The organism is Nostoc sp. KVJ20 (assembly GCF_001712795.1).
Lineage (GTDB): Bacteria > Cyanobacteriota > Cyanobacteriia > Cyanobacteriales > Nostocaceae > Nostoc.
On sequence record NZ_KV757645.1, the window covers coordinates 36,804 to 48,852 of the forward strand.

The 12,049-nt window shown below is 40.6% G+C and carries 12 protein-coding genes, 1 rRNA gene and 1 pseudogene; 6 read left to right on the top strand and 8 right to left on the bottom strand.

The genetic code is table 11. From position 1 onward, the window contains the following. Positions 1-164: 164 nt before the first annotated feature. Both A4S05_RS21980 and A4S05_RS21985 read right to left on the bottom strand, forming a co-directional pair. Positions 165-512 carry a magnesium transporter CorA family protein gene (locus A4S05_RS21980; protein ID WP_069071925.1) on the bottom strand — a complete coding sequence of 116 codons (348 nt, stop codon included), beginning with the start codon at positions 510-512 and terminating at the stop codon, positions 165-167. 59 nt (positions 513-571) lie between these two features. Then, positions 572-1,771 carry a hypothetical protein gene (locus A4S05_RS21985; RefSeq protein WP_069071926.1) on the bottom strand — a complete coding sequence of 400 codons (1,200 nt, stop codon included), beginning with the start codon at positions 1,769-1,771 and terminating at the stop codon, positions 572-574. Positions 1,772-2,225: 454 nt separating this feature from the next. On the opposite strand from A4S05_RS21985, the gene A4S05_RS21990 reads away from it, so the two are divergent. Then, on the top strand, positions 2,226-3,212 hold the full coding sequence (locus A4S05_RS21990; RefSeq protein ID WP_069071927.1) for an aldo/keto reductase: 987 nt from the start codon (positions 2,226-2,228) through the stop codon (positions 3,210-3,212). A gap of 329 nt (positions 3,213-3,541) precedes the next feature. Next, a pseudogene (locus A4S05_RS21995) lies at positions 3,542-3,712 on the top strand (ISNCY family transposase); the annotation flags it as partial. Positions 3,713-3,939: 227 nt separating this feature from the next. Here the strand turns inward: A4S05_RS21995 and A4S05_RS22000 are convergent. Beyond that, entirely contained in the window at positions 3,940-4,779 is an 840-nt protein-coding gene (locus A4S05_RS22000) for a helix-turn-helix domain-containing protein (protein ID WP_256091077.1), read from the bottom strand. A 390-nt stretch (positions 4,780-5,169) separates the two neighbouring features. Here A4S05_RS22000 and A4S05_RS41860 point away from each other — a divergent pair, with 390 nt between their 5' ends. Then, on the top strand, positions 5,170-5,313 hold the full coding sequence (locus tag A4S05_RS41860; protein WP_176727068.1) for a hypothetical protein: 144 nt from the start codon (positions 5,170-5,172) through the stop codon (positions 5,311-5,313). Positions 5,314-5,411: 98 nt separating this feature from the next. Here the strand turns inward: A4S05_RS41860 and A4S05_RS22005 are convergent, their stop codons facing one another. After that, entirely contained in the window at positions 5,412-6,080 is a 669-nt protein-coding gene (locus tag A4S05_RS22005) for a hypothetical protein (RefSeq protein WP_069071930.1), read from the bottom strand. A 344-nt stretch (positions 6,081-6,424) separates the two neighbouring features. Here A4S05_RS22005 and A4S05_RS22010 point away from each other — a divergent pair, with 344 nt between their 5' ends. Next, on the top strand, positions 6,425-6,613 hold the full coding sequence (locus tag A4S05_RS22010; protein WP_069071931.1) for a hypothetical protein: 189 nt from the start codon (positions 6,425-6,427) through the stop codon (positions 6,611-6,613). Between the two features lie 76 nt (positions 6,614-6,689). On the opposite strand, the gene A4S05_RS44265 is transcribed toward A4S05_RS22010, so the two are convergent. Continuing rightward, complete coding sequence (locus tag A4S05_RS44265) at positions 6,690-7,373, bottom strand: DUF3991 domain-containing protein (protein WP_370684475.1); 684 nt, start codon at positions 7,371-7,373, stop codon at positions 6,690-6,692. 48 nt (positions 7,374-7,421) lie between these two features. After that, on the bottom strand, positions 7,422-8,492 hold the full coding sequence (gene mobV / locus A4S05_RS44270) for a MobV family relaxase (protein WP_370684476.1): 1,071 nt from the start codon (positions 8,490-8,492) through the stop codon (positions 7,422-7,424). A 409-nt stretch (positions 8,493-8,901) separates the two neighbouring features. On the opposite strand from mobV, the gene A4S05_RS22025 reads away from it, so the two are divergent. After that, a complete protein-coding gene (locus tag A4S05_RS22025; protein WP_069071933.1) occupies positions 8,902-9,168 on the top strand; it encodes a hypothetical protein in 267 nt (88 codons plus the stop codon). 207 nt (positions 9,169-9,375) lie between these two features. Here the strand turns inward: A4S05_RS22025 and A4S05_RS22030 are convergent, their stop codons facing one another. Beyond that, positions 9,376-10,263, bottom strand: a complete 888-nt coding sequence (locus tag A4S05_RS22030) for a hypothetical protein (RefSeq protein WP_069071934.1) — start codon at positions 10,261-10,263, stop codon at positions 9,376-9,378. Between the two features lie 941 nt (positions 10,264-11,204). On the opposite strand from A4S05_RS22030, the gene A4S05_RS22040 reads away from it, so the two are divergent. Then, positions 11,205-11,531, top strand: coding sequence for a hypothetical protein (locus tag A4S05_RS22040; RefSeq protein ID WP_069071936.1), 327 nt, complete (start codon positions 11,205-11,207; stop codon positions 11,529-11,531). A 298-nt stretch (positions 11,532-11,829) separates the two neighbouring features. Here the strand turns inward: A4S05_RS22040 and rrf are convergent. After that, positions 11,830-11,947 (bottom strand): 5S ribosomal RNA (gene rrf, locus A4S05_RS22045). Positions 11,948-12,049 lie beyond the last annotated feature (102 nt).

Consider the following 12,049-nt stretch of genomic DNA (forward strand, 5'->3'; position numbering starts at 1 on the left):
TTCTAGAAAATTTAATAGTTTAAATAATTCAGCTAAATAAATTCTCTTTAACCCTTAAAAAACTCAAGTTTAGACATCACAAAGTTGGTCATTATAGTAGGCGGAAAAACCGCTAATTTTCTCAAATACAAGAGCGCCTAGAATTGCCGTATTTATTTATTTAATTATCTTAGACTCAAAATATTAAGAGTTAATTGAGCGATTTCTGCCAACCCTGAAATTACCTCTTGCAGATTTTTTATATTATTCATTAATTCATCAACTTTTTTAGTAAGATTTTTCAATTGAGTTAATTGTGATTCTAACCGAGTTAGTAATTCTATCGCAGCAAATATAGCAATTTGATTTGCATTCTGTCGAATTCTTTCTGAATAATCCCTTAACTTGTCTCTTTGTTCTGATGATAAAGTATCTCGATAATTACGCCGAAAGGCATCTACTTTATTTGCAAGTTGCTGAAGCATGTCTCCGTACTTAAACAAAGTATCTACTCCATTAGTGTTGATTGTCATAATTTAACTATCCTAGTTATTGAATCGGTAAAAGTATTAAAATTATGAATATACTATCTTTATTCGTGAAAGCTATTTAATATGTTAGCCTTGTCTATAAACTTGTTTAAGGCTTTATTATTTGCATTCATTATCTTTTGAAAAGCCTGTTTAGAAGGTTGTTTACCATCTTTATATATAACTGCTAATTGTTCGTGACTGTCAACGATAGTTTTTAACAGATCAATATAGGCATAACCTAACTCTCGTCGCTTCTGGATTTTATCTTTTTCAGGATTCCAACGATCTTGGTCAATACTTATAAGTGTATTTGCAATAGATACTACTGAACTTCCCTGTTTTCTTTCATTGCTATCTAAAATTTCTTCAATATAATCTATATAATAATTATCAAGAAATGATTCTTCAGTCTTGAGAGATTGATCTATATAGACCCTCTGTACGATACTTTGGAGTCCTTCAGTATAAGTTTTAAATGGCTGATTAGCTTGAGTTATAACTTCTTTAAGAGTATTACGTCTTTTTTCTGCAAATATTTGTGTAAGAATAAAATTAGCTATATCAACTCCTGCTTCAACTCGCTTGTTTACTCTCGCTGTATCTGCTCCATCAAATTTTAAAAGGTCTGTTAGTTCATTAGATAAATTTTGAGAATTTGTTTTTAAAGTATTAAACTCTGTATCAAAGTTAATTAAATCATCAGCAGCAAGTAAACCTAAATTTTTCATATAAAGGACAATAACGCTATTTCCTTTTTTCATTAATGAACCTAAATAAAGAGATGATATCTGAGGTTCGGAGGAGCTAGAAAACTGATTTTTTTTATTACAACTTTCTTCAGCATCAACACGAGTTTGTAAACGATTAGATGGTGGAAATTGTTGTAGTTTTTGTTTAAAAGATTGCAATTGTCGAATTAAGATTGCATCGGGGTTTTTATTGCTTAATCTCCTTTCTAACTTTGCAATTTCCTCTAATAATATATCTTTTTCAACCACTCTTGATACGTTGTCTGTTCTGTCAGGTGGTAAAATTTTTACTGCTCTATATCGAGCCGATCTTAAACAAGATGTATAAAAATCATCTGCAATAGTTGGTAAAACTTGTTCGGCTAATTCTGCCTTCTTAGAAAATTCACGAATTTGTGCAAAATTTGCATTATTACTACAGCTATTAATGATTAAAAAACAAGGAAAAATTAATGTTTTAAATGAAATTCTGTGTAAAAATTTGTTTTTTATAAAAAGTTGATTTAACATTGATCTTTATTTTTTTCTAAACTCAACTAATTTTTTAAACACTTTTTTCGGTATTGTCAACTTGATGGGATAGATTCAAAAATAGTCAAGATGATTCCTGAGTGGTCAGAAACGGCTTCATGCCCCTATTCTTTGCATCTTGCTTTCGGGTATTTGCGAATGAGCAAATGAATGAGCGAATTGCTCATATGTCAGTTTTACTGCTCAGTCACGCTTGTCTTATTTCACTTAAGTGTAATGAATTCCAACGCTCAACTTCTTCTAGATTCTTACAATAATTTGTCACATTCTTATGGTTTTAGCGCACCTACTTTGGTTTTACTTTCACCCTTTGTTTCAATCCAGCGTTATACTCTGACCAGTTGCGGGCCTTGTAGCTCATGGCGATACCCGGTTTTTGGTGGTACTTAAACCCTCTTTTTGTGCAACAACGCTGCTCTCAGAAGTAAAAATTATGAAAATGCGAAAACTAGGCAGTCAAGGACTCGTGGTTTCCGAATTAGGATTAGGCTGCATGGGCATGTCTGAATTCTATGGGAGTCCCAATGATGAAGAATCGATCGCAACCATTCATCGTGCTATTGATCTAGGCATCAATTTTCTTGATACCTCAGATATGTACGGTCCATTCATCAACGAGCAGTTAGTTGGGCAGGCGATTCGCGATCGGCGCGATCGAGTGATTGTGGCAACTAAGTTTGGCAATGTTCGCACACCCGATGGGCAATTTCTCGGCATCAGTGGCAAACCTGAGTATGTACATTCTGCCTGTGATGCTTCCTTACAGCGCTTAGGCATTGATACGATCGATCTGTATTATCAGCATCGCGTTGACCCAACAGTACCGATTGAAGAGACGATCGGCGCAATGGCAGAATTAGTACAGCAAGGCAAAGTCCGCTACTTGGGTATGTCAGAAGCAGCTCCAGCCACGATTCGGCGGGCACAGACTGTTCATCCGATCACTGCATTGCAGACGGAATATTCGCTATGGAGTCGCGATCCAGAGGATGAAATTTTAGCTACAGTGCAAGAATTAGGCATTGGCTTTGTTGCTTACAGTCCATTGGACCGAGGTTTCCTTTCTGGTACGATTACTAAACCTGAAGACTTAGATCCAGACGATTTCCGTAGTCACTCACCTCGATTTCAAGGCGAGAATTTCTACAGAAATTTGCTGGTGGTTGAGCAGCTACGGGCAATCGCACTGGAAAAAGGCGTGACTCTTAGCCAACTTGCCCTTACTTGGCTTTTGGCACAGGGAGAAGATATTGTGCCAATTCCAGGAACGAAGCGCCGTGAGTATCTAGAAGAGAATATTGCAGCAGTGGATATTATCCTGACACCAGAAGAGATACAACTCATCGAAGCTGTAGCACCGAAAGGAATTGTTGTGGGCGAACGCTATCCTGCTCAACATATGAGCGCTGTGAATCATTAAAATCAGCCCATTATCAACCTAAGCATTTGAAAGCAGCAATTCTCATTTTGAAATAAATAGAGTATTAACCCCCATTTTGAAATTCCCAAAGTAGTATAAAAGAACTAGTTTTTCAGGGAGAGGCGATCGCTAAAAAACTATTGGTTCGAGTAATTAAGTATAAATACTTAATTATCTTGGGTAATTGCTTGACAACGAATGAGGGAAATCCAGGAAGATAGTTCGGTTTTTAGAATAGGGAATTGAAGGGAAATAAAAATTTATAATTGTTGTCTTTGGAGATAAAATTGGTGAGTTAAAAATCCAACAGCGCGTTAAATTACTCAAAGATGGCTCAAAAAGCAGCAACCATAGAAATTCCTGAATTAATGCAATTTTTACGGTCATCATTACATGAATTACCCGATGAAAGGAAGCCCGGAAATAATACTAAATATCGGGTAGAAGATGCAGTGATGGCTGCATTTTCAGTCTTTTTTACCCAGTCACCGTCTTTTTTAGGAGGAATCCTCAATGTGATTATGCCAGCCTAATTTTCCAACCCCTTTATACTCTTCTTGTAATATTCCAAGTCCTGTTCAGTCAGGAATCAGCGCAATGAGAGAATTGCTCATGTGCGTCAGTTTTACTGCTCAGTCACGCTTGTCTTATTGAACTTGAGTGTAATGAATTCCAACGCTCAACCTCTTGTAGATTCTTGCAATGATTTTTTACATTACTTATAGTTTTAGCGAACCTGCTTTGGAGTCACTCCGATTAGACGTTTAAAGTGTCGTGTCAAGTGACTTTGGTTAGAAAAACCCACTTGTAAGGCAATATCTGCAATTGACAAATTCGTTTTCAACAACAGCAATTTCGCCCATTCCACTCGCTGTTGAACCACGTACTGGTGCGGCGAAATTCCTGTAGCGCCTTTGAACAAGTTGGCAAAGTAAGTCGGGCTGATATTAACAACTCCAGCAATCTCAGCCAGTGATAAATCTCGGTCAAGGTGAGCGTGAACATACTCGATCGCTTGCTGTAAGCGGGTATGAGTTAAGCTTCTGTCTTCAAAAGTAATGGGCTGAGTGAAGGTAGAATAGTGTCGCAGCAGATGAATGACTAAGACTTGAGTTAATGATTCGACATATAATTGCCCCATGATGCTATCGGATTGCAACTCAGCTAACAGCAGCATTGCAATATGATGAAGCTGTGAATCTTGCCGACCGAAACAGTTCACGAGGTCGAGTCGGTCGATATCAATTTCGGATGCTTCGGCAGCTTGTTTAATCAACTCCGGTTTTAACCAAATATGCAACTGCTGCTTTTTGGGACGGTTGATCTCCCTTGTGGGGCATCGCCAGGAACCTGAATGTCCAGCAGGAACAAAGATGGTGTCTCCCTTCTGCAGGATGGATTCATGCAAGCGATTGTCGCGTTTCTGGATCAAAGGGGCGGGGGGACCCAGGGGTAAGATGAGCCGATGATCGGATAGGGCAGGACTTTTAGCTTCATCGGGAGATGCAGAGTATTGACACTGTTCAACCAAGATGCCATTCCAGTTCAGTTGCCGACTGGACAGCATCAGAGTTTTAGTTGATCGTTGCCTGAGTTCAAGTGGGCTAAGAAGGTTGCTTGCCATAGGGTTTGTCTTCACCTAATTATTTGCAGCTTAAAGAATAAACGCTTCCGATTTTTTCAGCCTCTATTTCCGTTTTTGCAGCCATCTCGGCTCAATGCCCACTTGATAACAAGTCAATCATGATGTCCTCAACTAGAGTTTAAAGCTGATCCTACCCCTTTTTAAAGCCCTTAAATAAATTCGCAAACAGTGTCCATATCTCGGCGACCACCGCATAAGGTAACAACTTCTCTAACTTTATGAAGAATACCAACTTATAACCGAATGTTGGTATTTCAACCAAAATCTGCGATAAACTCCTTTTTAGGATGATACATTTCGGGAGCTTTACGTATGCCTGCAATCAACGTAAAGGAAGACCCCCAACTATCGAAAGTTGGTAAAATTGAAAATGCTGACCCTAAAGATATTCAGCATACCGTTCGATATACACAGCTATCTCCCGAACCGTATAAAGGACTTTGGAAGAAAGCCTGAGTTACCTGTAAGATATTGGTTACATTTATCCAATGCGATGTCGCATTGGATAAACCGCATTCCACATAAGGGCTAATACGTGGAATACAGGACTGAAACTACTTACCAAACCTGATAGTCCAGCAATCGTCTCGCAAATCTGGCGGGAGTTCTGCGGGGAACTCATCAGTAGCATCTATCATGATGCTAAAGTGTTGATCCGCGTATTTTCCTAACCTTTTGATTTCACGCAGCCATTTTGCAAGGTTCTTACCCATAAAATCAGGATTAGACGTATCGAGAATCAATAGACGTACTCCGCTACTAGCCATCCGTCGCAGCCGTTTCTCAATTTGTTTAGATGTAATTGATGAGGGTTTAATGCGGTAGGGGTCAGCAACATAGATACTTATGACAGCTACACTGTATCGACCTTCTTTTATTGCATCACCATTATCAATACTCCCCATGAAAATAAAAACTTCATGGTTATCAGGGCAGGATTCCAAATCAACAACATTCAAAACATTAGTGGCAATTTCTTTATTTAGGTATTGATGAGTCGTTGATTCATCCAGCCACAAAGTCTCAAGCCCATCTTTGTTTGGGTAAGTGAACGAGCCTTTGTCTGGGTGAAACTCTCCAACATTAATTAAGGCATACCCTTTGCCAAACTCCCGCTTCATCTGATGTATCTGCTTAAACGCCTTCGCCACAAAACTTGTATCAAGAAGCACTTGTGAGCAGAAGTCACTTAAAGCTTGCTGCAAAATTGAATTGGCATCCACAATAAACAGTGCTGTACTTTTAGTTGATGATACTAACTCACTCTAGTATGTCCGATTTTGGGGTAGACATAGCTCACCCCTAGCTCATTATCAATTTCATTTTTTTCTTGACTGCCACAAAAGAGTTCGTCGAAAAAAAAACTTCGTATACGAACTAAAAACTGACCTCAATGGCAGAATTATGGCAAATTTCTGGAAAATCAAAAATTGGCTCCTATTATGGCTGATTTATGGCACGCCAATGGCATCTCAATGGCAAATGAATGGAATTTTGAAACATTCTTTCTCAACTAATTAAAACTATTGAGAATTAGGGTTAAAACTGGCATAATTATGGCATTTCAATGGCAAGGCTATGGCACAGTAATGGCAAATCAATGGAAAATGCTGAAATTATGGCATTTTCAAATGTCGTAGTGATATTATGCTCCAGCCAAAAATTAATATCATTTTCTGACGCACAGTACGCCAAAAAGTTTGGTAAGTTTTTTGGAGCGAAAAATGATGATTTAAGTAAATTTCAAATCACTTGAATCAAAATTAACTACTAAAAAACTACTTTTATACTACAAAACTAACTGTACAGTTCACTCTCTTGATCGCTGACTATTAAAGACTCAATTCATCATCCTGCTCCTGCTGTTGCTGATTCTGTTGTTTTAACTGCTGCCCATAATCGAGTAGCTGCTGATTCCAATCGTCAGCCTTGCATTTGAGCCGCTTGGACTGTGGCAGTAGTTCCTTAACAACTCGTGCAGCTGCATTACCAGAATCGTCCGAGTCAAACGCCACTTGTAAATTAGGAATATTCTGCAATTGCTCTACTGGTAAGCTTTTGGGATTATCTACCGCCATGTACAAAGTTCTATTGGGTGGCACGTCGCCTCTAAGCTGATATTCCAGCATGGCAAAAGACACGGCATCAATGGGCGATTTCAAAAGCACCACTTTCTCTACAGGATCTGTTGGCTGTCCGCCTAAGCGAAAGTGAAACCAGCCCTCACGCCTAACTGTTCCTTTCTCGTAGCCCTTAAACGTGTTGTTTTCTCCCCGTGTTCCCCGCAGGAATGCTCCTAATGCCTGGGGTTCTTCGCCAAGATTCCGCATGACGAACACAGCGTTTTGCTGATCATCAGCGTAAACTAACCCCCTTTTATGTAGAAGTTCCACAAAGTTTGATGGTATCCCCCGTTTTTGGGTGAGGTAGTTGGAGACAGAAGACCACTTGGCTTTATCCTCAACAGGTAGCTGAAACGGGGTTCGTGGTTCTAATTGGATAATTTCAGCAGCCACTGTTTTAGCTTTGGCGATCGCTGCTCGTTCTGCTCCAGCTTCACCAAATCATTCATGCAACCAGACAACCGCCTGCCGTAGATTGCACTGGTTAACGTGCATCACCAAGTCAATTGCACCACAGCCGCCTTTCTGTTGATCGGGGGCGAAGTCGTAGAATTTGGGCCCATCTATATTAATGATGTGTCCGTGACCCTTCCATTTTCCTTCCTCGTGGTGTAGCCCCAACTCCCAAGCGACATCCTCCAGGGCCAAGTCGCGCAGTTGTTGGGTTTTCAATTCCAGCGATCGTACAATTTCTTCTAGCCGTTGTCGTTCCTTCTCGCTGGCCCTAGCCCGTTGCTCCGCACGGGATAGTCGCTCTTGCATGAAAGCCCGGTCAGCCAGTTGGTGGTTAATTGCTTGGAACTGGTCATCTGACTGAATTCTGGCTACATAACTACTAGCTGATTCAAATGGCGCTGGCGCTAATTGGTTATTTGTAATGACTGCGGTGAGTGGTTCACTGTTAACAGCTTGGTAATATTCCTTTACTTTGGTGTGGGTTGCTTTGCTGCCCTTAACCCCTCGTTCAATGCCCAAAGGAGCGAGTGCAGCAGCATAACTATCTTGGAGTTTGGATAACTTAATCCTTCCCTGTCCACCTCTACCGCCAAACATCGCGTCATGACTGACTCTCCCAGTTTTTTCATTCAGTGGCACGATGTAGGCGTGAATGTGTGGGGTACTTTCATCTAGGTGGAGTTCTGCCCTGACGCACTTTGATCCATAGTTTTGAGATAGCCAGTCACGAGATGCTAAAGCCCATTGCTGCATCAGTGAATCAGACCACTGCCCAGAAAGAGATGGATCACCAGGGCGGAAATATTCAGGCGATGCCGAGAGAAACATTTCAGTGCATAACACTGCATCATGCCGAGGGCGATGCTTGAGCGTAGAAATTTTTTCTTTAACTATCTCTTCGAGTGCGCGGTCGTCTTCTCCCCCAATTAACCGGACATTCTCTTTAGTTGGATCTGCGTTGGGTGTTTCTCTATTCCTGGTAACATGGTCATCACTTCCCGCAACGTTGCCGAATGTTTTTAGTTTCTCAATTCTGAGAATTGTTAGTGGCGACATAAAAGATTTATGCTACAAATGCAGTGTGAGTGTAGTACTGAAAAACCCCGCAGGGCGAACGGCGGTTTCATGTCACGAGCGCAGCGAGAGATGGCGCAGCCACCCGCAGGGCATGAAACCATAGTGAGTATGGTATCACTTATACAAAACCCTGAAATCCACTTTTGGGGGAGAAATCGCGTTTACTGCCTGGTGCGAAAATACGCCCAAAAGCACCTCTAGGGGGTATTATGACAGTCGTTTGACAGTCATCGGGGTTTTGGACAATGACTGTCAAATGACTGTCATTTGGTACAGTAGAGGGATACTAGGGGTAGTTTACGGCGCATTTTGACAGTCATTTAAAATTGGTATCAATCAACACGATGTCTTACTTATAATCTTCTATAATTCGATAGGAATACAGGACATGGAGCAACCTAATTTAGAAGTGCTTTCGATTAAGCGCAGTCACGACAGTAGCGATGGCCAGTTGCTGCAATTTTTACGAGAGCGAGAGCGTAAAATGTCGGGCAGAGGTTTGACTAAAATTGTTTTGAGTACTTTGAGAATGTGCTGGGGGCCATTTGTCATAAAGCGTATTGGTGCTGACAGCGACACTCTTAAGACTGCTGTGATTTACTCTATCTCACAGTTGGAATTACAGATTCACTTGCTCAAGCAATTACTCGATTGAGCGATTCTTTGAAGTACGTTTGCAACAAGTCTGTATTATTTCTGATCAATAAGCCTGGGGTTTATTGGTCAGAATTTGGCTTCTTAATTGTGGTTCTAATTGGGAGGCAAGTTCAAAGCAGACTTGCAGGGTAAGGCGCAAGTCGTTTGTCTGAAGTAATTGTCCTGAATTTCAAAGGGCGACTTCCGACCTGAAACGAACGACTTCTCACTGTTTGTATGTGTGAATACCCAAATAGTGATCGGCTGATGTTATACGTGATATTGGTTGCAAAATAACAAATAAGTAATTACTATTCTTCAGCGATTGAATAGCCAAACTGATAACCTCAAAATTCAAAAACCAAGATTGGTATGAATTAAAAGGGATAGCTATAGATAACTTCATGCCTTGTGATAAATGATAAAAATCAAGTATTTTCGCTATTTCTACCGTTTTCAGCACATCCAAGTATTTTTGACCATCTAAGCCTGGGTAGCCTTGGTTAATAATTTCATCAAGTACCCTAATTTTGTATTTTCCAGAACTGAGGAATAGTATCTGGGTTGTGCCGGGTGGTCTAGGTGGCGGTGGTATTTGGGATGGCGTTGGTGGTGGTGGTATAGGTGGCGGTGGCGGTGCTGGTATTTGGGAGCGTGAAGGTGTTTGGGATGGCGTTGGTGCAGTAGGAATCTTTGACAGTGATACAGCGACGGTTCTACCAAATGCACTCTTAAAAGCTTCGCTGAGTGTCGGTAATTTTGTTGTTATTTTGTCGTACCAAGGCGATTTGCACTGTATTAATGCAGATTCCCCATCATAATCACATAAAAAACACATTTGTCCTATTAATGCCTTGATGGAGGCTTGAGGAATATTTTCCAAAACACGCTGCCATATAACAGTAAGGTCATACTGTGGTGTTGGGGGCTTGGGTGGTGTTGGCGGTTTGGGTGGTGTTGGCGGTGTTTTTTGGGCTAGAAACTCCTCGGCATCGGACAAAGAATCGAAATCAGCAATCTTTTCAAAAACCTTGTAGCGGGCCCTCTCAAATCGGACTTCGTAACCTTTATCTGCTGCAATTTTTTTGAGTTTGGCTAGGGTTAATCTATTCATCTTAAATCGTACTAATTAAGCCAGTTTCGAGCCGCAGTCCTAACATTGCCAACTGTTTCGAGAAACAGCACTCTTCCATTCTTTTTAATATTCTCGCTGACTGTGTAAGGTTTGCAGAAAATTTCGGCTCAATTTCTTCAATTGCCTTGGACAAAACCTCAAACACCCCTGAACCCCCCCGTAATACGTTTGTGAAAAGAGGGGTGAACTCATCGCTGGGTTTTGTCGTGATTGTGTAGTTTTTCAGTAGTATTTTTTGATGGCTGTTGCTTCTGCTTCTACTTTTCATTTTTGACCCTCAAAAACTTTCCGCCAAATATGGCGTACTGTGCGTCAGAAAAAGATGGATTACAGAGCTTAAAAGCTTTTAAGCGATTTTCAGGGTAATTGACCAATTATTGGGAGCAAATGGGAGACTTCTAACAAGTCTTGGGAACTGTTCGGATTTATTGGGAATTTTTGAGCTAATGAGAATTTTGTGAGTGGATGATGTAAAAGGTGTAAAAAGGTAAGAAAAAATTGGAGAGAAAGGGAGATATTGTCTAGATATTGGGAGATGTTGAATGTAGTTGGTGAGGGCGGGGAAAATGGATGTTTTTTCGAGGTTTTATCTCAAATGCACGAATTGAGTGAAATCAATAAGTTAGTGCAAAAACTGTAATATTTCTTGATAAATGTGTCAATAATCACGGTTTGGGCGGTTCATCTTGAGAGTAATTATCAATTAGATAGACAAAAAAAGGGTCAAAAACAGGGGTAAATTTTTTTTGTGGATTTTGTTTTTTAATGTTGAGTCTTGGTTCTGTTTCAAGTCGAATGCTCAACGTTCACTTTGTTTGTGATCAAAGAGATTAACTCTCTGCCCCGCACGTTGTGTCAACCTAATCCAAGATAAAATCAGGAACGAAAAAATGAAATTGATGATGAGCTAGGGGTAAGGTATGGAAGTCAAAAGCGAAGTGACAATAAAATTTAGTGGCTCACTACCAACAGCCACACCTCTTCAGAATAAAAAAGTTGCAATCGAGTTGACTGACCAGAACGGCATAGTCTTCACCGCTCAAGTTAATGCCAAAAGTTGGCGTAAGGCTGAAACTAGCGCCTCGGAGTTTGCAGACTGGGCTGGGGCTGTATCGGGCAAGCTTGGCCAACGAACAGAAAACGGGTTTGAAATTATTGATGCAGGAATTCAGCTTTTTGAAAAGAAGGCGAAGGAGGTAAAACCAGATGTAGGGGCTACTGTATCTGAAGCTGGCGTTTCTTTATGACCACATACAACAAAACCCTACTCCTTCACTGCGATCGTGTTTGGTGTGGGGTTAACTACCTATACAGTAACCGGGGCATTGAATTTATGAAGCCCCATGTAAATTTCTGGCGTGAGCTAAAGCTGCTCTCTTGTCAAAACTTGAGAGCAGTAAAAGTATTCTCAATCAGTAACAACATCAGCAGTTGCTGAAACTTTCCGAACTACCGCTGCATATAATTGTCAAAATATTAAGCCATCTTATCAGCTAAACAACAAGCCTTTCTAACTACATTTAGAAAGGCTTGTTGAAATATAGAACCTGGCATCGAGCTATTTTTGCGTAGGGCTACCCCTAAACTATCGTGGCCGCAGCAGCGTTTCACCTCTGAGTTCGGGAAGGGTTCAGTGTGGTTCCACCGCGCAATAGACACCAGGAAAACTTTTGAGTAATGAGTGCTGAGTGCTGAGTATGTATTTAACTCAAGACTCAGAACTTTTAACTGAGCACTGACAAAACCCTGAAGACTGCAAGTAACG